Below are 25,047 nucleotides of genomic sequence, written 5' to 3' on the forward strand. Positions count from 1 at the left end.
AGCGTGCCAGCGCCCGACATAAGTCGGGCGCTGGTTTAATATGCGGAATTTAGCATTTATGCGCCGCTTTCAGCAGCGCGTTGCAGGAAGCTGAACCCGCAGCCGTCGGCAGAGAAGAGCCGTCTGTTGGCGAACAGATCGCATCGCTACTGATGCCAGCCGTAGAATAGTAGCACTGGAAAACTTTACCCTGCGTGGTAGCGTGGAATCTTACAGAATCAATATCGCTGGTACGATTAGTGATAGTGACCCGATCCGCCGTGGTGCCCAGCGCGAACGCGGCTTTTTCTTTAATGCTTTCATCGGTACGTACCGCGTTATCCACCATGCCGCAGCCGCTGAGCAACAAACTCCCTGCCAATACCGCGCCCAGTAATGCTTTCGTTTTCATCTGTTTATCCTGTCTTTTTAGAGAGCGGGGATTGTAACAGGAAATGTTATCGCGTCCAGACTGGAAGCTTTTTCACAAAAACTCTTAATGTTTATTTACTCGCTCTCTGGCCAGCTCGCTACGCTGAAACTTGTTAACCGCCGCTCTGCTACCCATACTTGTAGATTACCGTCTGGCCTTAAACGCACCATTAACCGGAGGCGAATCAGTGAAAGTTATTCATCTTAATTGTGGCTGTATGTGCCCCGTTGGCGGCGCGCTTTATGATGGTTTTAGCAAAGGCATCCGCGCGCATTTAGCCTGTCACTGTTTGCTGATCGAAACAGAAAGCAGCGGGCTGGTGCTGATTGATACCGGCTTCGGCACTGAGGATATGCGAGCACCGGACGGGCGTATAGCTACCTTTTTCCGCGTAATGAATAATATCCAGCGTAAGCCTTCTCTGACCGCGCTCTCGCAAATTTTAGCGCTGGGCTATAAGGCCTCTGACGTGCGCCATATTGTGCTGACTCATCTGGATTTTGACCATGCCGGAGGATTAACCGATTTTCCACAGGCGCAAATTCATCTTATGCAGCGGGAAATCGACACATCCCGCCAGCGCGACAGCTGGCTGGCCCGTTCCCGTTATCGTCCGGGCCAGTGGAGCGGCGTTTCTGGCTGGTCGGGCTATGACGTTTCCGGCGAGAAGTGGTTTGGCTTTGACGCCGTGACCGGCCTGAAGGGATTGCCGCCGGAGATACTGCTGATTCCCCTGCCCGGCCATACGCATGGCCATGCGGGCATCGCTGTTAAGACCGATTCCGGCTGGCTGCTGCACGGCGGCGACGCGTGGTTTTATCAGCGCGAGCTTGAGCACCAGCGCCACTGCACGCCAGGGCTGCGATTCTATCAATGGTTTATGGCTGCCGATAACAATGTAAGGCTGCTCAATCAGCAGCGCCTACGCGAGTTGGCCGCTGCCCACTCCTCAGAAATTACGCTGTTTTGCAGTCACGACTTCCGCGAGCTGGAGCGGCTGTCAAATACATCGCACAAACTCTGAGTGATAAGCCTGATTATGTTTGCTGGCGCGTGGGAAATACTCGACCGCGCCAACGAACAACAAGATACCGCGCGGTTTATCCCCGCTGGCGCGGGGAACACATTGAAAAGCTGGAATGTGCGTCGCTCGCCTTCGGTTTATCCCCGCGAGCGCGGGGAACACATGGCGTACAGTATGACAACTGGCTACATCCTCGGTTTATCCCCACTCGCGTGGGGAACACTCTAAAACTATATAGATGAAATATAAGGGATTTTACTTTCCATAAAATCCCACCAAAAAAACAGCCAACCGCATAAAAATCAACCAATTGATATTTAATAAAAAATAAAAACCGATTTGCAGCATTCTGCCTTTCACCAGCACAGCACGCTTACTTATCTGCCAATCAGGCTAGTCGGAAAAACGCTTAGCCAGACAGAAGCGCATTTACTCATGCCTGACTTTCATCTGTCTTTATCACAGTTCACAGAAAAACTTATTTTCAGGCAAACCTTTTTACCAGACCCGATAAACTTTGCCGGTATCTATACCTTCCAGACTGCGCCGATAGGCCAGCGCTACGCGGCTGGCTGGCGCGCTTTCAAAACCAGGGAAGAATGGGCCGTACTTATCCAGTGCTTCAGTAAGCACGGTAGGACTTACAGCGTTAATGCGAAATCCCAGCTCGTTGGCTGCTGCCAGAACAAAGCCTTCCAGAGCGGCATTTACCGCTGTCGCATTCACACCGGTTCGAATGGGGTGTTGCGTAAGAATGCCGGTAGTCAGCGTAAAAGAACCGCCTGCATTCAAATAATTTTTGCCAGTCAGTACCAGCCGAACCTGCCCCATCAACTTATCCTGGAGGCCAGAGTTAAACTGTTCGCTGCTCATTTCCGCCAGCGGCCCGAAATGCACGCTGCCGGTTGCTGCGATAATGGCATCAACCTTGCCACTTTGCGTAAATAGCTGTTTTACGCTGGCTTCATCCGTTAAATCGACCTGCAAATCCCCCTGGGTTTTACCTACCCGAATGATTTCATGATCTTTTTGCAGGTTCTCTACAATGCCACGACCAATTGTACCGCTTGCGCCAATCACCATTACTTTCATTTTTTGCCCTCCAGTTCATCCAGATTCCATCCTGCGATATTGCAATTCGGAGAAAAATAGCCGAAAAATTTAAAGATAATAAACTCTGGGTTAGGAATGATGAATAAACTGCGCTGGATGGAAGTCTTTGTCGCCGTGGTCGAAAACGGCAGCTTTAGCGAGGCGGCAAAGCAGCTGGATATTTCCGCCGTGATGGTCGGCAAGCTGGTGGCGCAGATGGAGAAGGCGCTTCAGGCCAGCCTGCTGCAGCGCAATACTCGCCGCCAGGCGCTGACAGAAGCGGGCCGCGCCTGGTACGAAGAGAGTTTGCAGGTGCTGGCCGCGCTGCGTAGCGCGGAAAATCGGATCGAGAGTTTACGCCGCTTTCCGGCCGGTAGCCTGCGCGTTACGGCTTCTTCTACTCTGGGAAGCTGCGCTATAGCCACGCTGTGCAGCGAGTTTCAACTGCATTATCCAGACGTGCATATTGAGCTGGAGCTGAGCGACCGATTTGTCGATATCGTGGCAGAAGGATTTGATTTTGCTTTCCGTTCCGGCGATCTGCCGCCTGATACGCCGTTTATCGCCCGGCTTGTTGGCAGCTATCAGATGGTCATTGCTGGTGCACCAGATTATTTAGCCCTGCACGGTGTACCGAAAACCCTGGACGATCTCGCCAGCCATCGCTGCCTGCGTTATAGCTTCTGGAACAAACGTAACGCATGGCGCAGCGGCGATGCGCTTATCTGGCCGGAAAGCGCGACCTTTAGTTGCAATGATGGTCAGGCGCTGCGCCGCGCCGCCCTTTCCGGCGCCGGGCTTATTTTGCAGCCAGCCGTTCTGCTGGCAGAAGATATCGCAGCAGGCAGGCTGGTTTCTTTGCTGGAGAGCGAGCTGCCGGAGCCGCGGCCGGTACATCTGCTATGGCGTCAGGATTTGCACGCCAGCGCCAGACACCGCAGCTTTATTGACTGGATGCTAACGCGGGTGCCGGAAAGGCTGCAAATTGATACGGCATCGCTACAGAAAAAATAGAGATCGGATAATCCCACGGCAGCGCTTAGTTTATTTCCTTCCAGCCCGGCAAATTATGCTTTTTTCTTTGCCGGTATTGCATCAGTGCCATACACAGACCGTACAGCACGCCAGCCAACACAGCGCTAAAAACCGCGATTCGCGGATCCGTACCCTGAGCGCGCCAGCTTATCAACCACATTAAAATGCCCCAGAACAGACCAAATAGCGTGCCAGACAGCAGCGTGTTCAGCCATAAAGGCGCAAAAAGCGGCGGCGGGATTTTTATTCCTTTTCGCCAGAACCACCGGTGCAACGGCGACGTGCAGCGCTTTTCCGCAATGCCCTTTTCGCTGGCAAGCTGTATTGCCAGCTGCTTCCTCTTTTCGAAAACCATTGAACTTCCTCCTTGTTTTTAAAGCCGGGAAGCTAAACCTCCGTCCTTTATATCACCATATAACTATCGGGTCAGCTCATAGCAGGAAACTATTTTTCTATCTGCACAGCGAAAACGGGAAAATACTTCGCACTGCCCGCCGCTTTTACAGCTTTAATAAGATGGTAGCTATGCACGTTGTTTCCTTTCGTCGCCAGTGAAAAAATCTTCACCTCTGTCATCTTTAATGTTTTCCGCAGACAGGCAATATGCTCGCAGAACTGCGTAAAGTTGAGCTTCTTTCCATTTACTCTCTGCTCATAGCCAGCGGAGAAAAAATGATGTGGCTCACCGCTATTTTCTAAAACTCTCTGCAAAGCCTGCCGCACTAATTTTGAATAATCCATATAAGGCCTCCTTGCCCATCAAGAGATTTATTTCTGCTCAGCCATTATGGCTATAGCTTCAGAAATAAAGCTAAACATAGACGGATTTCCCCAGCTTGCCCTTCCCAGCGCCGGTTCGTTCTGCATGGCCTGACGAAATTTATTTTGCGTATCGGGATGTTCGCCTGCGTAGGCACTGAAAAGTTTTATCCAGCGTAAAGCCAGCTCTTTTGCCTGTGGTGAATCCGGCGCACAACCAGCTTCGACGGCATCGCGAACATCGGCCATTAATTCCGGCCAGGCCGCAGCGCTGTTAACGTAGTTGGCTCGCATCAAAGCCGCTTCGTTTGGTAGCAAATATTTTTCGTAAATCACCATTTGGGATTCAGCAAAAGCGTGCAACACATAGTCGCGAACTTGCGTTGAGATACCGCTGTGTTGCTGTGCTACAGGCTCCTTATTTAGAATCAGATTCAGCTTTTTTAGCAGACGCGCATCGCCCTTTGTATCTTGTATCAGCAATGTCATCCAGCGTTTGGCCGCTTCCTGCGCGCTAATGGCCTCCGGCGGCGTATCGCTTGCTATCAGCTGATTGATTTCATCTATTCTGGCGCGCCACTGTGGATCGGGCTTAAAGCCGTTCCAGTTTTTCGGCAGTTGCGTAAGCTCATGCTGAGAAAAATAGTTATCGTACAGGGTCATCATCTCCATGGCGGCAAACCAGTCGTTAACGTCAGGTTGCTGGCCTTCCTGCAGCAGGTTTTGCAAACCAATAAGACGATCGCAAAGCCGCGATGCCTGTTCCATTTGCTGCTTCAGCACGGCAATTTGTCGGGCAATGATATCAGCCGGTGAAAAATCAGGTTGCGCAAAATAGGCCGAGATCTCGCTTAGCGAAAGGCCAAAACGGCGTAAAGCCTGAATTTGATGCAGCCGCGATATATGTTCTTTGCCATAGATGCGATAACCGTTATTGCTTCTTTTTAACGGCGTCAGTAAATCAATCTCATCATAATGGTGCAATGTACGGACGGTGACGCCGCTGCGCTTTGCCAGCTCTCCCACTTTCATCTTTTTCTCCGGTTGCAAACAGGACAGTAAGGGTAAAGGCTGACGTAGCGTAAGGGTCAAGTAGATTATTCTGACCAGCGGAAATGAGTGGATTAGGCTCTCGGCTCAGATCTCCTTTTGGCTTGAAAATTTTTCCGTCAGGTACTATCGCCAGATAGCCTAAAAAGGAGAATAAAGTTGGTAATTTATATTTTATCGGCCTCAGGCCAATAAAAAGCGGGTGCTGTGAGATTACGCTAAAACAACAAAGAAGCGGCGGGGAATATTCCCCGCCGGTTGCCCTTACCTGGGTTCGTAATCCATGTAAACAGCAATCTCCGTGTGGCCGGTTCGGATTCGAACCTCACAGAGGTCTTTTCGCGTTATCAGGATGACAGCTGCCGCTGCCACTATGACGATTGCGGCGATTAATATCGCTGTTCGCTGTTTCATGGTTGCTCTCCTTGCCTTTCAGCGCGTAAGAAGCTACCTTTATGTTGTCGAAGCATAAAGATGGGCCTCAGAGTGATTTATAGTCATCTGGGGCTTTTCTCTTTCTGCCGTCGGCTAATGCTTAAGGCAGAAAGCCTCAAGCACCCATAGCCATACTACTCAGACTGCCCACCTGTTCAATGTCTCAGCCTGTTTTTTGCGCGCTGGCTCCAATATTTCGGATGTTTTTTGACTACCTGTGCTTTCTAAGCTGCCTGTACGGCAGTGAACGTTGCGAAAGCATCTAACCCGTTGCCTGCGATAAGAATTCGAACAAAACCAACAGAAAACCCTTTTTCCACGCTTGTTATAAAATAACAATAAATCAATGGGTTATACAACAGCACAAAAAAAGAGGTTTTCGCGCGAGCGCTATGCGCTAACCGTAAAGCCCAGCATCATCCCCGTGTCTTCGTGCTCCAACAGATGGCAATGCGCCATATAGGCTCGCTCTTTATCCGCCAGATGATTAAAACGCACCAGTACTTCGCTACGCCAGCCTTCTACGCGCACCGTATCCTTCCAGCCGCTGCGGTGCGGGGCTGGCGGCTTACCGTTTTCAGAGATAATGCGGAACTGAGTGCCGTGAATATGAAAGGGATGCAGCATTTCGTCGCCTTCGCCAGAAATCGTCCATTTTTCCGTAACGCCCTGCTTTACATCGAAAGAAGGTTTGGTCATATCGAAGGCAACGCCGTTGATCTTGTTGCCATTACGGAAATCATACGGCGCATCCCCTTTGCTGGCACTGCCTGGGTTATGCTCCATCGTATGCCCTTCCATCCCTGGCATTGACTGAGCCGTGCCATTTTCCATAGTGTTCATTTGATGGCCGCTATGCGAGCCTCCACCCATTGATTCGTTATCATGCGCGTCGCCGCTCATTCCCGCCATGGCTGCGTGGCCGTAGCGCTCCATTAGCGCCAGCATGCCGCGCCGATCCAGTTCAGGATCCATCGACAACTGCAGCCAACGACTTTTCAGATTGTCCTGCGCGGACAGCGGCGGTATTTCCACCAGCTTATCCGGCAGCGATCCGCTCGCCATCACCTGTAACGGCTTGATACTTAGCAGCGGCAGCGGCCGATCGAAAGGCGCCAGCGGCATACCCATCTGCCGCACCGGCAGCGTCTGCAAATCAAATGGTTTGCCGTCCAGCGTATTCACCAGCACCTCGAAACGCTCGCCAGGCATCATTGACAGCTCGGTAACTTTTACCGGTTCGCTTAGTAAGCCGCCGTCGCCGCCGATCACATAAAGCGGCCGATGGTCGCTGGCCGTAATATTCAGCGAGCGAGCATTACAGCCGTTAAGCAGACGCAGACGCAGCCAACCGCGTGGCACAGCATGCTGCGGATAGATTGCGCCATTGGTCAGCATGGTATTGCCAAACCAGCCTACGGCAGCGCTCATAATATCCAGCTCATAGTCAATCTTGCTGCCGTCTGCCGACAGCCTTTTGTCCTGCATGATCACCGGAATATCGTCGATGCCCCAGATTTTTGGCAGCAGTAGTTTTTCTGTTGCCTCGTCTTTCAAAATGACCAGCCCAGCCAGACCCTGAGCTACCTGATAGCCGGAACGGCCATGCTGGTGCGGATGGAACCAGCAGGTCGCGCCAGGCTGATCGGGCGTAAAATTAACGGTACGCGTGGCCCCAGGCGCAATCTGCGCCTGCGGGCCGCCATCCACTTCGCCAGGCAGTTCCAGCCCGTGCCAGTGAACCGTGGTGGCTTCCGGTAACTGATTGCGTAAGTTCAGCGTTACCGGCTTTCCACGTTCCAGCTGAATCGCCGGGCCCAGCAGATTGCCGTTATAGCCCCATGTCGATACTGATTGTCCCAACCAGTTGGTGGTGCCCTGCTGCGCCGTTATGGTCATCGCTCCTCGCGCATCTGGCGTCAGCAGTTTAGGGATTGGCAGCTCGGGTCGCGGCTGTGCGGCCATCAGCGAACGGCTCCATAACGGTAAAGCGCTGGCCGCCCCCAACGCGGCGCTCAGCTTGATAAAATCTCGACGTTGCATCAGTCCTTCCTCAACCCGGCTATTACTTATCTGCCCGCAGCATAAACCTTTCCCCCGAGGGAAGGTCAAGTTTCGCCTCGCCTGCCCTGAAAATTACCCTTTCCGGACATTTCCCCGCTGAAATTAACTGCTGCCCCGCGGTAACTGTGCTAACGTCAGAGTATCGTCATTGATTGAGTAGAGTTATGAAGAAAAGCATCAAGGCTCTGTTGTTACTGAGTCTGTTTGGCTTCTCATCGACAAGTTTTGCGCTGAGCGAGTCGGAAGCGGAAGATCTGGCGGATCTGACCGCCGTTTTTGTTTATCTGAAAAATGATTGCGGCTATCAGGATCTGCCGGATGCGCAAATCCGGCGGGCGCTGGTGTTTTTCGCCCGGCAAAACCGTTGGGATTTAAGCAACTACGGCAGTTTCAATATGAAATCGCTGGGCGCGGACAGCTATCAGGATTTAAGCGGCATCGCCGTGCCCAACGATACCAAATGCAAATCGCTGGCCCGCGATTCGCTCAGCCTGCTTGCCTACGTGAAATAATCCCCGCCTGTCCGCCCGTTTCTGCTGATAGTTTGACCGTGCAACCACGGTCAGAGTTAGCTATCATATTGCGCCCATTTTTCGTGGCTGTTATCACCAGGAGAGCCTTATCATGGCCGATAAAGAGATGTGGTATGAGACGCTTCATACCGGTTTTGGACAGTATTTCGCCGTAGATAAAATCCTCTACCGCGAGCAAACCGGGCATCAGGATTTAGTGATTTTTGAAAACGCCGAGCTGGGTCGCGTAATGGCGCTGGACGGCGTAGTGCAAACCACCGAGCGCGATGAGTTTATCTATCACGAAATGATGACTCACGTCCCGCTGCTGGCGCACGGCGCAGCGAAGCGCGTGCTGATTATCGGCGGCGGCGATGGCGCGATGCTGCGTGAGGTCAGCCGCCACAAAAATATCGAACAGATTACGATGGTAGAGATCGACGCCGGCGTCGTGACCTTCTGCAAGCAGTACTTACCGAACCATAATGCAGGCGCTTATGAAGATCCGCGTTTCAATCTGGTTATCGATGACGGCGTAAATTTTGTGCGCAACTGCACCGAAAAATTCGACGTTATTATTTCTGACTGTACCGACCCTATCGGCCCGGGCGAAAGTCTGTTTACTTCAGAATTTTATGAAGGATGCCGGCGCTGCCTCAATGAAAACGGCATTTTTGTGGCGCAGAATGGCGTCTGCTTTCTCCAGCAGGACGAAGCCGTTAACAGCCACCGTAAGCTGAGCCATTATTTCAAAGACGTCAGCTTCTATCAGGCGGCGGTGCCGACTTACTATGGCGGCATCATGACCTTCGCCTGGGCGAGCGATAACCCGGCGCTGCGCCAGCTGGATACGGTCACGCTTGCGGCACGCTATCAGCAATCCGGCCTGACCTGCCGCTACTACAATCCGGCGATCCACACCGGCAGCTTTGCCCTGCCGCAATATTTGTTGAATGCGCTGGCTGACTAACCGGGCATGTTAAGGGGGTGAACGAAATTGCAAAAGCTTAAACTACATGGCTTCAATAACCTGACGAAAAGCCTGAGTTTTTGTATCTACGATATCTGTTACGCAAATACCGATGCGGAGCGTGACGGCTACATTGCGTACATTGATGAGCAGTACAATGCTAACCGTCTGACGGAGATCCTCAGCGAAACCTGTTCGATTATCGGCGCCAACGTGCTGAATATCGCGCGTCAGGATTACGAGCCGCAGGGCGCCAGCGTCACCATTCTGGTGAGCGAGGAGCCGATAGATCCAAAAGATATCGACAATTCGGAGCATCCCGGCCCGCTGCCCGGTTCGGTGGTCGCGCATCTGGACAAGAGCCATATCTGCGTGCACACCTACCCGGAAAGCCATCCTGAAGGCGGCCTCTGCACCTTCCGCGCAGATATCGAGGTTTCAACCTGCGGCGTGATTTCACCGCTGAAGGCGCTGAACTACCTGATTCACCAGCTTGAGTCAGATATCGTCACTATCGACTATCGCGTGCGCGGTTTTACCCGCGATGTGAACGGCGTGAAGCACTTTATCGATCACGAGATCAACTCAATCCAGAATTTTATGTCGGAAGATATGAAGTCGATGTATGACATGATGGATGTCAACGTCTATCAGGAGAACATCTTTCATACCAAGATGCTGCTGAAAGAGTTTGATTTAAAACATTATTTGTTCCATACCAAGCCGGAAGATCTTACGCCGCAGGAGCACAAGCGTATTACCGATCTGCTGTGGAAGGAAATGCGGGAAATCTACTACGGCCGCAATATTCCATCCGTAGGTTTTAAAACGCTGTAAAACGGCTCCGGCACGAAAAAAGGCGGGGTGGAAAATCCCCGCCTTTGTTCAGGTCCCTTCCGCTTTTAACGGCGTCCGGTTAGTTGCTTGATAACAACGATAATGCCTAAGCTAACATGCACTATTTGCAATATTAGCAGGATAAATCCCAGCGTTATCACCTGGCTACTCCCTTTCAGGAGCTGCCGCACACCGCTTATGCTCTTGAACTTCCCTCACGGCGCGTATCAATGGCGAGTCGATACATGCAGCACCTCTGAGTGGGAGCAAACCAGACGGCTCCACCCGTTTCCGGTCGGGAGAATGCGTTGCTTTTCACCCGCTGGCGCTACATCTACTGCCGACACGCCTGGTGATTATAAAGTCAATTTTTAGCTGGTGCTATATTGACCATGCCTTTAAGCGTGCTAAAATTATGCTGCGAGTCGATACATGCAGCACCTTGCTTCCTGGCGCGGCTTCCAACCGTAGCAGGAACGAAAAAAACCGGTCTTCCAAACCGGTTTTTTTCGTTTTAACAGCCTCATTGCATGGGCTTAAACGCCTGAAAACCTCGCCAGCCAGTTAACGCGCCAGCGTCAGCGTAAACGGCTGGCCGCTTAGCTCCTGCATCTCTTTCTCACCCAGCTGTTCATCCGTAATAATATCGGTCAGGTTTTGCAGCGGCGTGGCGCAAAACAGCGACCAGGAGCCATACTTACTGCTGTCCGCCAGCAGTACTCTGCGCCGGGCGTTAAGCAGCAGATCTTCTTTCAGCCCCGCTTTTTCTTCGGTCGGTGTGGTAATGCCTTTTTCCAGGCTCCAGGAGTTGCAGCTGACGAAAGCCACGTCGGGGTAGATGTTGCGCAGCAGCCTGCGACCATGCTCGCCAATGCAGGATTGGCTGGAGTCATCGATTCGCCCGCCGATAATGGTGACTTCAATCTGTTTAAACTCCGACAGAAACAGCGCAATATGCAAATCGGCAGTAATGACCCGCAGCGGCAGATGCGTTAGCTGGCGCGCCAGCTCCAGCATGGTGGTGCCTGCATCCAACACTACGGCGTCGTTAGCTTTTACCAGGTTAGTGGCAGCCATAGCGATAGCCTGTTTCTCGCTAAGATGACGCTGCATCTTTTCGACCGTGGTAGGCTGAGCGGGAATAAAGCGGTTAAGAGTAACGCCGCCGTGCGTACGGCTGATTACCCCTTCCCGATCCAATTTAATGAGATCCCGCCGGATCGTGGCCGGTGACGCGGAAATAGCCGCCACCAGCTGATCGACGGTTACCAGATTATGGCTTTTCAGATAGTCCATGATCTGGTCAAGGCGACTTTGTCCCTTCATACGTCCTTATGCAAGCTGCATTGCCAGCTGAATGGAAATCGCCATGCTCTCAGACTTCGCTTTACCTGTCCAGGCAATATCAAACGCCGTGCCATGGTCGGCCGAGGTGCGGATAAACGGCAGGCCAGCGGTAATATTAACGCCGTCGTAGAAGCCCAGCAGCTTAAGCGGGATATGTCCCTGATCGTGATACATCGCTACCACAATGTCGTATTGCCCTTCGTAACACTGCAAAAAGACCGTATCTGGCGGGCACGGCCCGAAGGCGTTAATGCCTTTTGCCTTCATCGCTTCCACCGATGGCCCGACAATTTTGATCTCCTCGTCGCCGAACAGGCCGTTTTCGCCCGCGTGCGGATTGACGCCCGCTACCGCAATACGCGGATTTTCATAGCCGACGCGCTTCAGGAAAGTTTCCGCCATGCCAATCACCGTTTCCACACGATCGCGGTTCAGCGTATCCAGGAACTTACGCAGCGCGATATGCGTGGTGACGTGAATGACCTTCAGCTTGTCGGTATAGAGCACCATGGCGTAGTTTTTGCTGTCGGTCAGCTTCGCCAGCAATTCAGTGTGGCCCGGATAAAGATGCCCGGCCGAATGCAATGCCTCTTTATTCAGCGGCGCGGTAGCGATAGCCTGCACTTCGCCCGCCAGCGCCAGCTCGGTAGCGCGTTTAACGCAGCGGTAAGCCAAATCACCTGCCGCTTTCTGTACCACGCCCGGTTTCAAAGCTTCAGGATCGGCCAAAGGCTCATCAATAATGTTAATTATGCCCGGCGCAAAGTGCGCGTCGGCCACTTTATCCAGTACGCGCAGTTCAGCCTGTGGCGTAATGCCCATCGACATGATCCGCCGCAGTGTGCTGGCGCAGCCCACTACGACGGCTGGCGCGCCTGAGAGTTCTCCCTCGGCCAGGGATTTGATGATAATTTCCGGGCCAATGCCTGCCGGATCGCCCATGGTAACCGCAATAATTTTACTCACTCGCCTTCTCCTCAATAAAACGAAAAACTTCTACCAGGGTGTTTTCATCACCAAAACCGCCAGCCTTGGTAAGCACCAGCAGGTTATCTTTGCCCTGCAACAGGTAGCCGTAAGGCACGCAGCCCGCTACCTGCCCTTTAATCTGAAAGCCTTGTGCGCCTAACCCACGCGCTACTGCTATCGCCACATCGCCGCCGGAAAGATAAAGCGCTGAAGGAGTAACATCACGCAGCACATCGGCGGTCAGCTCTGCCAGGTAAGTGCAAATCTGTTCGCCAAGCTGCTGGCGGCTAAGGCCGTAGCGCTCGCACAGCGCGGCAATTTCCTGACGCTGTTCAAGCTGTTGGCAGGTGCGAATGACGCAGTGTCGGCCTTGCTGGAGCGCTTCCGTCGCAGCCTGTCGCCATGCCAGGCTGCTGGCGTTAAAAAGCTGGCCGATATCCACATCAATCAGTTGGATCGGCTGCTGCTGTGCCAGCCGGGCGATCTGCCGCTGCGCTGCCTCGCTCATCGATCCTATAACTGCCAGCACAGGCTTTGCCGAACCGGCTTTAGCTTGCTGCAATATTGAGGAGAATCGGCTGACGGAGGCAGGCGTTACCGAATTCGGTGTCGTGCTCCCGTATTCCTGTTGCGCCCTGCCAGCCAGCTGTCTGCCCAGCGCGTCGCTCAGCCCGGCTGCGCCAGCCAGTAAAGGCCGCTCTGCCAGCTCGTCCGCCGCCTGCATAATACGTTGCAGATCTTCATTTGTTTGCGCATCCAGCACTATCAGCCGCTTGCCTTCAGCAATAGCCGCTTCAATTTGCCCCGGCAGATTCTCCTGTTTTGCAAGCGGGATCAGGCCGATCGACAAAGTGCTTTGCTCGCTCAGCCGCGCTATTACGCTGGCGCTGGTTACCGGCGTTTTGGGGTCGCTGGCGTATTCCGTTTCCGTCAGCAGGCGGCCATCGATATAACAGCAGCCTTCCAGAGTAGTGCGGCCAAGCGCAGGCACCGCTGGTGTAATCAGCGCAATTTTTTTGCCGCTTGCCAGCAGTGCAGCCTCGATTTCTGCGCCGGGATTGCCACGTAGCGTTGAGTCAATTTTTTTAAACAGCCAGCCGTCGCGCGTCATTTCCTGCTGCGCGCTTACAGCAGCAGCAGTGCGGCTTGCCGCCAGTTCTGCGCTTACCGCCCGGCTGTCCGTATTCACTACCCGCACATCGCTTTGTTCTGCTGGCATTGCTGCATCGAACAGCACATGAACACGCGCGCCGACGCTGGCCAGCCCAACGCCTGCATCGTTCGCACCGGTAAAGTCATCGGCAATCACCAGAACAGGCGTCTTCCACCTTAAGCGCGTCATCTTCTCTCCTGACAGATACGAAAGCGATGTGCTCTCGCTGGATATGATTATATTCAATCATGATTGATTATATGTGAGCATGATCAAATTAATCAAAATCAATTTGTCCTATAAAATTAGCCATCGCCCCGCTGGGGAAATTACTAAATGAGCAAATACAATCACGCCGCGCAATCATAGCGGCAAAAACAGGGTGAAAGGCATGCATATCAACAGCACCGTGATCGCGGGTTACCAGACGCTTAACGATATTGGCTATCTGCTGCAGCAGCATCAGCAGGTGCTGATAGTGACGGACAAAAATATCGTCACTCTTCCGGCTGTCCAAAGGCTGATTGAGCAGGTTGGCGGCCAGACAACGCTCAGCATCGTTGATTCGGTGCCGCCGGAGCCAAGCCAGCATGACGTTTCCGCCGTGCTTGCTTCGCTGAGGGCGCAAAAGCCGGATCTGGTAATCGGTATCGGCGGCGGCAGCGTGCTGGATGTCGCCAAGCTGCTCTCCGTGCTCTGTAGCGATAACGCGCCTTCGCTGGAAGCGCTGCTGGCTGGTGAAAAGCCGCAGCGTCGTACCGCCTCGCTATTAATCCCTACTACCGCAGGCACAGGCTCGGAAGCCACGCCGAACGCGATCCTCGCTATTCCGGAGAAAGAGACCAAAGTCGGTATTATTTCGCCGGTAATGCTGCCGGATTACGTGGTGCTGGCGCCAGAGCTGACCACCAGCATGCCTGCGCATATCGCCTCTTCCACCGGTATTGATGCGCTTTGCCATTTATTCGAGTGCTTTACCGCTAACGTCGCCAATCCGGTCAGTGATAACTACGCGCTGATCGGCATGAAAAAGCTTTTCGCCAGCCTGGAAAAAACGGTGGCGGAGCCGGCTAACCTGGCGGCGCGCCTGGATATGCTCTGGGCTTCTTACTACGGCGGCGCGGCTATTGCTCATGCCGGGACGCATCTGGTGCACGCCATGTCCTATCCGCTAGGCGGCAAATACCATCTGCCGCACGGCGTGGCGAACGCCATTTTGCTGGCACCGTGCATGCGTTTCGTGCGTCCTGCCGCGACTGGCAAATTCGCCCAGGTTTACGATCTGCTGCCGGATGCCGACGCTTCGCTGAGCGAAGAAGAGAAATCCGTGGCGCTGGTCGACTATTTCGCCGCGCTGGTGCAGCGCCTGAAGCTGCCTGCCAGCCTGGATGAGCTGGGCATCAACGCCGATCACCTTCCCTATCTGGTCGAGGCCGCGCTGGATGTGCAGCGCCTGATGAAAAACGTGCCCGGCACGGTTAGCGCCAGCGATGTCCGCGAGGTCTATCTGACGCTGTTTCCGACTCTGAATCACTAAGCAAATTACGAGGCCATGATGAAAGAAATTACCGGCGTACTGACCGCCATTGTTACCCCTTTTACCGCTGACGGCGACTACAACGAAAGCGCGATGCGCCAGCAGATCCAGCGCCAGCTTTCCGCAGGTAACGGCATTTTCTGCGGCGGCACCAACGGCGAATTTTTCGTGCTGAACGAGCAGGAAAAGCTGGCCGTGACCGCAACCTGCGTGGAAGAAGTGGCGGGCAAAGCCTCACTGGTGGCGCATGTGGGTGAAATTTCCACACGCGAAACCATTCGGCTGGGCAAGCAGGTTGCAAGAATGGGCGTGGATGCCGTTTCGGTGATTACGCCTTACTTTGTGCCGCTGAAGCAGGAAGAACTAATCGCTCATTACGAGGCGGTCGCCGACGCGCTGGAAGTGCCGGTGTTTCTCTACAACATCCCGGCGCGCACCGGCAATACGCTACAGCCAGAGACGGTACGCAAGTTGGCAGCGCATCCCAATATCATCGGCATCAAGGACAGCGCGGGCAGCTACGAAAGCCTGAGCGGCTTTTTGCAGGCAGCGGAAGGCGCGGAAAACTTCAGCGTGCTGAACGGCCCGGATTCGCTGATCCATCAGGGATTCGTTGACGGCTGCTCAGCCTGTATTTCCGGGCTGGCCAACGTTGCGCCGAAAGAGATTAACGCCATCTGGGCGCGCTTCAATGCTGGCGATATCGAAGGTTCCCGCAAGGCACAAGAGAACGTCACCGGTCTGCGCACCGACCTTTACAGCGTCGCCTTCTCGCCTGCGGCAGTGAAAAAAGCCGTGGCGCTGATGGGCTATGAGGTAGGCGAAAGCCGCTATGCCGTGCGCTTCAGCGCTGAAGAAGAGCAGCGCATCCGCCAGATCGTCAATCAGTACACCCATTAATCCGATAACAGCAGCGCGGCAACGCGCTGTGGTTTCTGCGGCGCGTCCGCTTTTAATACCAGGACAAGTAAGATGAAAGTGATTTGTACTTCACCCTCGTTCGCAAAATATGATGCGCAGCCCGTCGCCACGCTGAAAGCGCAGGGCTTTGAGCTGGTCATGCTACCCGCCGATGCGACGCTGGACGCTCTGATGCCGCATCTGGCCGATACCGTAGCGATGATCGTCGCCTTTACCGAGGTAAACGAGGCGCTGCTGGCGCTGGCACCGCAGTTAAAAATTGTCTGTAAGCATGGCGTCGGCGTGGACAACATCGACCTTGCCGCAGCTAAAGCTCGCGGTGTGACGGTCACTAACGTGCCGGACGCCAATAAACATGCTGTAGCGGATTTCGCCTTTGCGCTAATCCTTAACGCCGCTCGTCAGGTAACGCAGGCAGTTACGGAAACGCGCGCCGGTAACTGGCCGCGCATCTTCGCCACCGATGTTTATGGCAAAACGCTGGGCATTATTGGCCTGGGCAATATTGGCAAGCAGGTCGCGCTGCGCGCCAGCGGCTTTAATATGCGTGTACTGGCTTTCGATTTTTATCCCGACGAGAAGTTTGCCGCCGAACACAATATTCAGTTCGTTTCTCTGGATGAACTGACCGCACAAAGCGATTTCATCACCTTGCATACGCCGCTGACTAATGAGACGCGCAACCTGTTTGATAGTGCGCGCATCGGCAGAATGAAGAAATCCGCCTTTCTGATTAACGTTTCGCGCGGCGGCGTGGTGAATGAAAACGACCTTTACCAGGCGCTGGCCGACAACGTCATTGCCGGTGCCGCCGCGGACGTATTCGACCACGAGCCGCTGGAGAGCCATCCGCTGTTTTCCCTGACCAATTTTATGCCGACCTCGCATATCGCGGGCTATACCGACGGTGCCATCAGCGCCATCGGCGAGCGCTGCGTGCAGCAGATTATTCAGTGCGTAAAGGAACAACAGCGGCCCGTGAACGCCCTGTAGTCGAACCCGGGGCCGTTCCGCCCTGAAGAAGCCGGACGCCGATTCGGCCAATAACAACCTCTGTAGCGGGCTAAGACGATGAAAACTGCAAACACTACCCGAATCCGCTGGTGGATAGCTGGCCTGATGTGGCTGGCGATCGCTATCAACTATATCGACCGTACCGTGCTTTCGGCGGCCGCGCCACACCTGATCGACGAGCTGAGCCTGAGCCCGGAACTGATGGGCTTTATTATGGCGGCTTTCTTCTGGTCTTACTCGCTGCTGCAAATCCCGGCGGGCTGGTTCGCCGATCGCTTCGGGCAGAAAAAAGGCCTGGGGCTGGCGGTGGCCTGGTGGTCAATCGCCACTTCCATGATGGGGCTGGCAACCGGTTTTAAATCACTGCTGGCGCTGCGCCTGGCGCTGGGCGTCGGCGAAGCGGCGGCCTATCCCAGCAACGCGGGCATTACCGCGCGCTGGTTCCCGGATAAAGAGCGCGCTACCGTTTCCGGCCTGTTTGACAGCGCCTCGAAGTTCGGCGGCGCGGTAGCGATGCCGCTGATCGTCTGGATGATCTATATGTTCGACTGGCGGCTGACCTTCCTGATTATTGGTGCGGTCGGTCTGTTCTGGGTTATTGCCTGGTATTTTATTTATGCGGAGAACCCGGAAGATCACAAAGCGATTAGCAAACAGGAAGTCAGCCTAATCCGCGATGGCCAGGCACGCAAACATGGCGACAAAAGCGTACGCCCGATGAAATGGTACAAACTGCTGCGTTACCGCAATATCTGGGCGATGTGCATCGGCTTTTTCACCATCAATTACACCTCCTATTTCTTTATTACCTGGCTGCCGACTTACCTGGTGAAAGAGAAAGGCATGGATTTTATCAAGATGGGAATGATCGCCGCGCTGCCGCTGCTGTGCGGGATGATTATCGAGGTAGTCGCGGGCTGGGCTTCCGACCGAATGGTGCACAAGAAAGTGCTGTCACTGACCGCCACCCGCAAGCTTTTCCTGACTATCGGCCTGCTGATGGCGCTCTGCATCGGCTTTGCGCCCTTTACCGATTCGGTATTTATGACCGTATTCCTGCTGTGCGTGGCGAAATCCGGCACCACGGTCGCCGCTTCGCAGGTTTGGGCGCTGCCTGGCGATGTCGCGCCGAAAAATAGCGTCTCCATCGTGGCCGGCTTGCAGAACACGGTTTCCAATATGGGCGGCGCCGTTGGGCCGATCGTTACTGGCGCTATTGTCGCCGCGACCGGATCCTTTACCTGGGCGCTGGTGTTTTCCGCCGCACTGGTAGTGATCGGCATCCTTAATTATCTGTTCCTGATGGGCAAGGTCGAGCCGATTTCCGACGAAGAGCAGGCACCAACACATCAGGCGGTGCCAGGCCGGGCATAGTTTTTTCGCCCGTGCGGCAGTATGCAGGCCGTACGGGAATATTTTACTCCAGCGCCGCCTCAGGCGCTTAACCCTACAGGGACGTGAAAAGAGCCGCAAGGCCGCCGCGCCCAATCATAGTGAGGCATCACAATGAAAGAGTTTTCTGCTGAAGGCACGTTAATTATTATTGGCATGGTGGTCGCCTATATTTTATTTACTACCTGGCTGACCTACAGATTAAGAAGTAAAAGCTCCGGCGACTTTATGGAAGGCTCGCGCGCCATGCCGGCTTTTATTGTCGGTATTATGCTGATGTCGGAATATATTGGCGCCAAATCCACTATCGGCACGGCGCAGGCCGCATTTGAAAATGGCTTCGCCGCTTCCTGGTCGGTAATAGGCGCAGCGATCGGCTTTCCCATTTTTGGGCTGCTGCTGGTTAAAAGAATTTATAATACCGGCAAAATTACCATTTCCGGCGCGGTAGCGGAGAAATATGGCAGCACCACCAAAAATATTATCTCCATTATTATGATTTACGCCTTGCTACTGGTAAACGTAGGTAATTATGTCAGCGGCGCGGCGGCTATTTCCACCGTATTAAAAGTTAATCTTCCCGTGGCGGCTTTTATTACCGCTGTCGTCAGTACTTTCTATTTTGCTTTTGGCGGCATGAAAGGCATGGCGTGGGTCACTATGCTGCACAGCGCGCTGAAATATGTCGGCATCCTGATTATTCTGGGCGTAGCGCTGAAGATGACCGGCGGCATTACGCCAATGGTAGAGAAAATGCCTTCCTTCTACTGGACGTGGGACGGCCACGTGGGTGCCAGCACTATCGTCGCCTGGTTAATCGGCACTATCGGCTCGATCTTCTGCACCCAGTTTGTGATCCAGGCTATCTCTTCCACTAAAAGTCCCGCTGCGGCGCGGCGCGCGACCTGGGTTGCCTTCTTTTTCTGCTTGCCGATCGGTATCGCCATCGCGCTGATTGGCGTAGCGGCAAAATATCTGCATCCGGATATTCATAGCCTCTATGCGCTGCCGGTATTTTTACAGGATATGAGCCCGTGGCTGGCAGGCGTCGTCACCACTTCGCTGGTCGCTTCGATTTTTGTCAGCGTCGGCACCGTGGCGCTGGCTATCGCTTCCTTGATCGTGAAAGATTTCTACGTGCCGTACCGCAACCCTACGCCGGAACGCGAGTTTAAAATGACCCGCTGGCTGTCGCTGGCGATCGGCTTCGCGCCGCTGGTTTTCGTGCTGTTCGTGCCGGAAGTGCTGAAACTCTCTTTCTTTACCCGCGCGATCCGCCTGTCGATCTCCGTGGTGGCGATTATCGCTTTCTATCTGCCGATGTTTAAAAGCGCTCGCGGCGCGAACTGGGGACTGATTGGCGCCTGCGTAATGACTTCCGTCTGGTTTGTGCTGGGCGACCCCTTCGGCATTAACAACATGTATATCGCGCTGATTACGCCAGCAGTGATTATGGCTATCGACTATATGATCCCGAGCCGTCAGAGCCTGAAGAAAACCGACAACAGCATGCAAAAAAGTGGAGCCTGATATGAGTGAATCCCTGACAGTGGAACGTAACGGCCTGGTGCATCCGGCCAACGAGGATCCACGCCAGCTGGTAGCGATGCTGCCTTCGACTTGCCCGCAGAACCACGCGGCCAACCTGCTGCCGCTGCCGAACGGCGACCTGCTTTGCGTCTGGTTCGGCGGCACTCAGGAAGGCATTGCCGATATCTCCGTCTGGTGCTCGCGGCTGGCAAAAAACAGCGAGCGCTGGAGCGAGCCGCAGAAGCTCTCTGATGACAGCAGCCGTTCCGAGCAGAATCCGGTGCTGTTTCTTGCACCCGACAACGTGCTGTGGCTACTGTGGACAGCGCAGAAGTCGGGCAATCAGGATACGGCCATCGTGCGCTTTCGCCAGTCGCACGATTTCGGCAAAAGTTGGGGGCCGATTGCCACGCTGCTGGATAAGCCCGGCACCTTTATCCGCCAGCCAATTGTGGTGTTGCCCAATGGCAACTGGCTGCTGCCGGTGTTCTACTGCACCACGCATCCCGGCGAAAAATGGGTCGGTAACTATGATACCAGCGCGGTAAAAATCTCCGCCGACCAGGGCAAAACCTGGCGCGACGTAGCGGTGCCGGAAAGCACCGGCTGCGTGCATATGAATATTACGCTGCTGAAAGACGGCTCGCTACTGGCGCTGTTCCGCAGCCGCTGGGCGGATAATATCTATGCCAGCCGCTCAGACGATAACGGCGAAAGCTGGTCAGCGCCGCAGCCGACTGAGCTACCAAATAATAACTCATCGATTCAGGCTACCACGCTGGCGAATGGCGATCTGGCGCTGGTGTTTAATGCTATGAGCGCTGAAGGGGCCAGCGAGCGTCGGCTTTCGCTTTACGACGAAATCGAGGATGAAGACGACGACGTGGCCGTTGCCGCAGAGCCTGTAGTTCACAGGGGCAAAACCGCTTTTTGGGGCGCGCCGCGAGCGCCGATGACGCTGGCGATTTCAAAAGATGGCGGTAAAAGCTGGCCGTGGCAGCGTAATCTCGACGAGGGAGACGGCTACTGCATGACCAATAACTCGCAGCAGAAGCTGAACCGCGAGTTCTCCTATCCCAGCATTAAACAGGGCGTAAACGGCGAACTGCATATTGCCTACACTTATTTCCGCCAGGCGATTAAATATGTTCGAGTGGACGAAGCCTGGGCTGAGGAGGCGCAATGATTACCGGTAATCTGGCGACGCTGACCATGGCAACGCTGCCTTCTTCGCTATATGCGCTACTTTCCAGACCTGAATATAGTCTTTCCGCGCTGCTGGCCCATGATGACGGAAAGATTCAGCCGCAGGGCGAAAACTGGTTTTGTAACATCGGTATGGCGCAAACCGCGCCGCGTGAAACGCGCCATACCGAGTTCCATCGTCAGTATCTTGATATTCAGGTATTGCTGGAGGGCGAAGAGATCATTTACTTTTCCTGCGCCGATGCCCGCCAGCAGCAGGCAGAAGAGCGCAAGCCGGATCTGTTTATCGTTGGGCAGCCGCAACTCCCGCATTCGGTGCATTTACAGCCGGGTGACTTCGCTATTTTTTATCCTGGCGAAGCGCATCAGGCGCTCTGCGCCGTTGGCGAACCGGCATCGATCCGCAAAGCGGTCTTTAAGATCCCTCTGGAGGCAGTATGAGCCGTCACGCGCTGATTACCGGCGTTAGCTCAGGTATTGGGGCCGCCATCGCTGAGCTTTTGTTGCAGGAAGGCTGGCGCGTAACCGGGCTGAGCCGCACGCTGGTTAAGCGCGATAACCCAGCTTTTAACTCGCTCTCTGTGGATTTGTTTGATACCGCAGCGCTGAAGCAGGCGCTTACCACGCTGCCACAAGTAGACGCGGTGATCCACGCAGCAGGCATGATGAAAGCCGCGCCGCTGGGCGATTTGGATGAGGAAATAAGCGAGAAGCTCTGGCAACTGCATATTCGCGTAGCGGAAGTGCTGGCGAACCAGCTGGCAACACAGCTACCGGAAGGCGGACGTATCGTGCTGCTTGGCAGCCGTACCTCTACCGGCGCGGCGGGTCGTAGCCAGTACGTGACCACCAAATCGGCAATGAAAGGCATGGTAAGAAGCTGGGCGGCGGAGCTGGCGCCGCGCGACATTACCGTTAATATCGTCGCGCCTGGCGCTACACAAACGCCAATGCTGAGCCAGCCGGGCCGCGAAAGCTCGCCGCCGAAACTGCCGCCTATCGGGCGCTATATCCAGCCGCAGGAGGTGGCCGCGCTGGTGAGCTATCTGCTCTCGCCCGCCGCCAGCGCCATCACCGGTCAGGAGCTGGTTATCTGCGGCGGCGCTTCTCTTTAGCGCTGGCATTGGATTACAGATAAAGTCCTGGCAAAACCAGGACTTTATCTGTTTATGGCTGGCGAATTTACTCTGAAATGCGCGATAGACCTTTTGCCTCGTTTTTTTTATAAGGCTCAATGTAAATCGCATTTTGTCGCCGATGCCCGAACTGTTTTTTCAGCTCTGCATGGCTGTTGCCAACGCCGTTTAAGTTGCTACCGACTTTACTGCTGCTTTTCTGGCATGCTTCCTGGGTGGAGGATACCTGATTAGTTGGGGATGTATTTCCCGCTCTGTTAACGAACATAGCTACCTCTTAAAAGGGGCTAAGCCTAACTGGCTCATTGGCGAAATACTTGCAAAAAAAGCCTGTAATCTCCCGTGCATATTGTTATTTGCCGGCATCAACCAACTGCTCCAGAAATTCAATGACTTCGCTTAGCGCCTTTTCCCCGCCAAAACCGCCTGCTTTAGTCACTACCGGCAAATCGTCGATATCGCTGTGGGTAAAATAGCCCCAGGGAATACAGGGCGCGAGCTCGCCTGCAATACGATAGCCCTGAGCGTGAACGCCTGCGGCAACCGCCGTAGCGATATCGCCGCCGGTCAGAAACAGGGCGCCAATTTGCGCCCGGCGGAGAATAGCCAGCGTTAACTCAGCCAGGCGTTGGCTGAGGGTTTCGCCAAGCTGCTGACGGGTCAGCTTCCACTGCTCACACAGGCTGTCGATTAAGGCTCTTTCTTGCTCACTGCGGCTGGTGCGCAAAATGCAGTGTTGCTGGCGTAGTAAAATAGCCGCCGCTTCATCAGCCAACCGGTTAATGCAAAAAACTGCCTCATCGTCCAATAAAGCTTCCGGAAAAATATCGACTATCCCTGTTTGATTACGTTCGCTGGCATAGCGAATCTGTGTGCGAGTCGCTTCGCTCATCGATCCGGCAACTATCAGCAACGGCAGGCGGCTACGCGGCTGCAGGTATAAGGCTGTAGGCAAGGCGTTAGCCAGCCCGGCTGCGCCCGCATAGACGACGGGACAAGCCAACCGCGCTGAGGCATGGGCGATAGCATTCAGGTCTTCTTCCGTTTCTGCATCCATAACCACCAGCGTCTGCCGCTGTTCCGCCAGCGCGGTTAACTGTTCGTTGAGGGAAGCCGAGCGTATCGCGGTCAGTGAAAGCTCCTGCACAGGCAAAGCAGTCTGGCTGGCAAGAATGGTCGCAATGCGCGAACTGCGGATAGGCGTTTTCGGATCGCTGGCGAATTCGGTGGTGTGCAGAGGCTGCTGATTGACCAGGCAGTAGCCATCCTGCGTCGTCCTGCCTGCCGCAGGGATCGCCGCCGCGACAATAGCCAGACGCGCGCCGGTCGCCTCCAGCGCTGCGGCGATCTCCGCACCAGGATTGCCGCGAAAAGTGGAATCAATCTTTTTATAAATAATTGGATGCTGCGAGGCGTATTGCAGCACTGCTTTGGTAACGCGTTGCGCAGCCGTCTGCGGATTGACGGCGCGGCTTTCCGTATTAATCACCAACACATCTGCCCGACTATTCACCGCCGCTCCGCTTTGCAGCTGTACCTCTGTACGTGCGCCTTTTTTCGCCAGCTGCACGCCCGTATCATTCGCGCCGGTAAAATCATCGGCAATCACCAGCATTTTCATAATTTAGCCTCCTGCAGAACGTTACGTCTAGCTATCCATGAAGTGAAGAGCGGCGTGAGGATCGCCGTGGTTATGACAGAAGCAGCGATCAGCGGCGTTGCGGCTGAAGCTACCTGCAACAGAGAAGGATCGGCCTGGGCTATTGCCAGCGGCGTGGCAACCGCGTTTCCAGCCGTACTGGAGGCCGCCGCGCCCGCTACGCCCGTTCCGCCCACCAGCCGATCGACGCGTACGTTAAAATAGCCGCCGAAGAAGGTGGTCAGCAGACCGAGCGCCACGCCAGCGATACCGCCTTCCAGCAACATCGCCAGATTGATATTGGTGCCGAGCGCGAAGGCGAAAAAAGGGATTAGTACCGGGCCGCCAGCGGTAAGAAACTGCCGCATCTCCGCATCAAGGTTGCCCAGCAGCATACCGATCAACAGCGGCACTATGACGGCGACCAGCGCCATTAATGGGATACTTGCCATGCCCGCCGCGCCCAACGCGATAAGCGTGAAAAAGGGGCCGTCGCTCATACTCATCAGCGGCGTTGCGCCTACATCAATTTCACTGCCAAACTCGCCAGTCAGCGCCGCATATAAACCGCCGTTGGCATTGCTCATCGCGGCGATGATGGCCACGCTGCTGAGGCCAAAAAAACCTTCTGCGCCTGCCAGTTTATCTACGCTAAACCCAAGCGCCACCGCGACAAGCAGTTTGGTCAGCGTAATGCTGCCGCCTTGCAGAATGGCTTTTGGCGCCGCGCCGAAGCTAATCCCGGCGCCCATACAGACCAGGAAAGCGCCAATAAGCGGCGCGGCACCCTGTTTGAAGAGTGCTGTGGTAAAGCCGCCGATTTCCAGCAGCTGCGGTGCGAAGGTATTGATGGCGGTTCCGGTGACCAGCGGCAGCACCATCATGCCGCCGGGAATTTTTTCGATGGTTTTTTTCAGTTTCATTAGCATCCTGCCTCATTTGTTATCCCGAGTTGATTTTAATAAATCAATCGTGAATAAAAATGATCAAGATCGCAGATGAAAACATTAAAA

General features: G+C 54.4%; 25 protein-coding genes. 13 read left to right on the forward strand and 12 right to left on the reverse strand.

What is annotated here, in order from left to right; translation table 11 throughout:
* Window positions 1-49: 49 nt before the first annotated feature.
* A complete protein-coding gene (locus ACETPC_RS13110; RefSeq protein ID WP_380181950.1) occupies window positions 50-391 on the reverse strand; it encodes a hypothetical protein in 342 nt (113 codons plus the stop codon).
* 208 nt (window positions 392-599) lie between these two features.
* Between ACETPC_RS13110 and ACETPC_RS13115 the strand changes: the two genes are divergently transcribed.
* The gene (locus ACETPC_RS13115) at window positions 600-1,436 is read left to right on the forward strand and encodes an MBL fold metallo-hydrolase (protein WP_380181951.1); all 837 of its coding nucleotides are present in this window, start codon (window positions 600-602) and stop codon (window positions 1,434-1,436) included.
* Window positions 1,437-1,934: 498 nt separating this feature from the next.
* Here ACETPC_RS13115 and ACETPC_RS13120 read toward each other — a convergent pair whose 3' ends face one another.
* Window positions 1,935-2,528, reverse strand: coding sequence for a short chain dehydrogenase (locus ACETPC_RS13120; protein ID WP_380181952.1), 594 nt, complete (start codon window positions 2,526-2,528; stop codon window positions 1,935-1,937).
* 99 nt (window positions 2,529-2,627) lie between these two features.
* Here ACETPC_RS13120 and ACETPC_RS13125 point away from each other — a divergent pair, with 99 nt between their 5' ends.
* Window positions 2,628-3,542, forward strand: coding sequence for a LysR substrate-binding domain-containing protein (locus ACETPC_RS13125; RefSeq protein ID WP_380182228.1), 915 nt, complete (start codon window positions 2,628-2,630; stop codon window positions 3,540-3,542).
* Window positions 3,543-3,567: 25 nt separating this feature from the next.
* Here ACETPC_RS13125 and ACETPC_RS13130 read toward each other — a convergent pair whose 3' ends face one another.
* The 5 genes from ACETPC_RS13130 to cueO all read right to left on the reverse strand — a co-directional run bounded on the left by ACETPC_RS13130 (window position 3,568) and on the right by cueO (window position 7,850).
* Window positions 3,568-3,918 (reverse strand): DUF6404 family protein, encoded by a 351-nt coding sequence (locus ACETPC_RS13130; RefSeq protein ID WP_380181953.1) that lies wholly within the window; start codon window positions 3,916-3,918, stop codon window positions 3,568-3,570.
* 89 nt (window positions 3,919-4,007) lie between these two features.
* On the reverse strand, window positions 4,008-4,304 hold the full coding sequence (locus tag ACETPC_RS13135) for a hypothetical protein (protein WP_380181954.1): 297 nt from the start codon (window positions 4,302-4,304) through the stop codon (window positions 4,008-4,010).
* A gap of 27 nt (window positions 4,305-4,331) precedes the next feature.
* Complete coding sequence (locus tag ACETPC_RS13140; RefSeq protein ID WP_380181955.1) at window positions 4,332-5,354, reverse strand: MerR family transcriptional regulator; 1,023 nt, start codon at window positions 5,352-5,354, stop codon at window positions 4,332-4,334.
* Between the two features lie 282 nt (window positions 5,355-5,636).
* On the reverse strand, window positions 5,637-5,786 hold the full coding sequence (locus tag ACETPC_RS13145) for a Hok/Gef family protein (protein WP_380181956.1): 150 nt from the start codon (window positions 5,784-5,786) through the stop codon (window positions 5,637-5,639).
* Window positions 5,787-6,197: 411 nt separating this feature from the next.
* Window positions 6,198-7,850 carry a multicopper oxidase CueO gene (cueO, locus tag ACETPC_RS13150; protein ID WP_380181957.1) on the reverse strand — a complete coding sequence of 551 codons (1,653 nt, stop codon included), beginning with the start codon at window positions 7,848-7,850 and terminating at the stop codon, window positions 6,198-6,200.
* 185 nt (window positions 7,851-8,035) lie between these two features.
* On the opposite strand from cueO, the gene ACETPC_RS13155 reads away from it, so the two are divergent.
* The 3 genes from ACETPC_RS13155 to speD all read left to right on the forward strand — a co-directional run bounded on the left by ACETPC_RS13155 (window position 8,036) and on the right by speD (window position 10,190).
* Entirely contained in the window at window positions 8,036-8,383 is a 348-nt protein-coding gene (locus ACETPC_RS13155; protein WP_380181958.1) for a YacC family pilotin-like protein, read from the forward strand.
* A gap of 112 nt (window positions 8,384-8,495) precedes the next feature.
* Window positions 8,496-9,353, forward strand: coding sequence for a polyamine aminopropyltransferase (gene speE / locus ACETPC_RS13160; RefSeq protein ID WP_380181959.1), 858 nt, complete (start codon window positions 8,496-8,498; stop codon window positions 9,351-9,353).
* Window positions 9,354-9,380: 27 nt separating this feature from the next.
* Window positions 9,381-10,190, forward strand: a complete 810-nt coding sequence (gene speD, locus ACETPC_RS13165) for an adenosylmethionine decarboxylase (protein WP_380181960.1) — start codon at window positions 9,381-9,383, stop codon at window positions 10,188-10,190.
* A 564-nt stretch (window positions 10,191-10,754) separates the two neighbouring features.
* On the opposite strand, the gene ACETPC_RS13170 is transcribed toward speD, so the two are convergent.
* The 3 genes from ACETPC_RS13170 to ACETPC_RS13180 are packed head-to-tail and all read right to left on the reverse strand — an operon-like array spanning window position 10,755 to window position 13,848.
* Window positions 10,755-11,516 (reverse strand): DeoR/GlpR family DNA-binding transcription regulator, encoded by a 762-nt coding sequence (locus ACETPC_RS13170; RefSeq protein ID WP_380181961.1) that lies wholly within the window; start codon window positions 11,514-11,516, stop codon window positions 10,755-10,757.
* 6 nt (window positions 11,517-11,522) lie between these two features.
* Window positions 11,523-12,503, reverse strand: coding sequence for a D-threonate 4-phosphate dehydrogenase (locus ACETPC_RS13175; RefSeq protein ID WP_380181962.1), 981 nt, complete (start codon window positions 12,501-12,503; stop codon window positions 11,523-11,525).
* Window positions 12,496-13,848 (reverse strand): four-carbon acid sugar kinase family protein, encoded by a 1,353-nt coding sequence (locus ACETPC_RS13180; RefSeq protein ID WP_380181963.1) that lies wholly within the window; start codon window positions 13,846-13,848, stop codon window positions 12,496-12,498. The genes ACETPC_RS13175 and ACETPC_RS13180 overlap by 8 nt, the downstream gene beginning before the upstream one ends.
* A 202-nt stretch (window positions 13,849-14,050) precedes the next feature.
* Here ACETPC_RS13180 and ACETPC_RS13185 point away from each other — a divergent pair, with 202 nt between their 5' ends.
* The 8 genes from ACETPC_RS13185 (at window position 14,051) to ACETPC_RS13220 (ending at window position 22,374) form a co-directional block, all read left to right on the forward strand.
* Complete coding sequence (locus tag ACETPC_RS13185; protein WP_380181964.1) at window positions 14,051-15,196, forward strand: iron-containing alcohol dehydrogenase; 1,146 nt, start codon at window positions 14,051-14,053, stop codon at window positions 15,194-15,196.
* A 15-nt stretch (window positions 15,197-15,211) separates the two neighbouring features.
* The gene (locus ACETPC_RS13190; RefSeq protein WP_380181965.1) at window positions 15,212-16,096 is read left to right on the forward strand and encodes a dihydrodipicolinate synthase family protein; all 885 of its coding nucleotides are present in this window, start codon (window positions 15,212-15,214) and stop codon (window positions 16,094-16,096) included.
* Between the two features lie 72 nt (window positions 16,097-16,168).
* A complete protein-coding gene (locus ACETPC_RS13195; protein WP_380181966.1) occupies window positions 16,169-17,110 on the forward strand; it encodes a phosphoglycerate dehydrogenase in 942 nt (313 codons plus the stop codon).
* Window positions 17,111-17,188: 78 nt separating this feature from the next.
* Window positions 17,189-18,505: an MFS transporter gene (locus ACETPC_RS13200; protein WP_380181967.1), complete on the forward strand. Its 1,317-nt coding sequence runs from the start codon at window positions 17,189-17,191 to the stop codon at window positions 18,503-18,505.
* Window positions 18,506-18,637: 132 nt separating this feature from the next.
* A complete protein-coding gene (locus ACETPC_RS13205) occupies window positions 18,638-20,053 on the forward strand; it encodes a sodium:solute symporter family protein (protein ID WP_380181968.1) in 1,416 nt (471 codons plus the stop codon).
* A gap of 1 nt (window position 20,054) precedes the next feature.
* A complete protein-coding gene (locus tag ACETPC_RS13210) occupies window positions 20,055-21,239 on the forward strand; it encodes an exo-alpha-sialidase (RefSeq protein WP_380181969.1) in 1,185 nt (394 codons plus the stop codon).
* A complete protein-coding gene (locus tag ACETPC_RS13215; RefSeq protein WP_380181970.1) occupies window positions 21,236-21,700 on the forward strand; it encodes a YhcH/YjgK/YiaL family protein in 465 nt (154 codons plus the stop codon). Before ACETPC_RS13210 ends, ACETPC_RS13215 begins: the two co-directional genes overlap by 4 nt.
* Window positions 21,697-22,374, forward strand: a complete 678-nt coding sequence (locus ACETPC_RS13220) for an SDR family NAD(P)-dependent oxidoreductase (protein ID WP_380181971.1) — start codon at window positions 21,697-21,699, stop codon at window positions 22,372-22,374. The genes ACETPC_RS13215 and ACETPC_RS13220 overlap by 4 nt, the downstream gene beginning before the upstream one ends.
* A 373-nt stretch (window positions 22,375-22,747) precedes the next feature.
* Here ACETPC_RS13220 and ACETPC_RS13225 read toward each other — a convergent pair whose 3' ends face one another.
* Together ACETPC_RS13225 and ACETPC_RS13230 are read right to left on the reverse strand one after the other, a co-directional pair.
* Window positions 22,748-24,016, reverse strand: a complete 1,269-nt coding sequence (locus ACETPC_RS13225; RefSeq protein ID WP_380181972.1) for a four-carbon acid sugar kinase family protein — start codon at window positions 24,014-24,016, stop codon at window positions 22,748-22,750.
* Window positions 24,013-24,957: a 2-keto-3-deoxygluconate permease gene (locus tag ACETPC_RS13230; protein ID WP_380181973.1), complete on the reverse strand. Its 945-nt coding sequence runs from the start codon at window positions 24,955-24,957 to the stop codon at window positions 24,013-24,015. Before ACETPC_RS13230 ends, ACETPC_RS13225 begins: the two co-directional genes overlap by 4 nt.
* Between the last annotated feature and the right edge of the window lie 90 nt (window positions 24,958-25,047).

It is taken from the genome of Pantoea sp. sgz302252 (genome assembly GCF_042610525.1).
Taxonomy (GTDB): Bacteria; Pseudomonadota; Gammaproteobacteria; order Enterobacterales; family Enterobacteriaceae; genus Erwinia.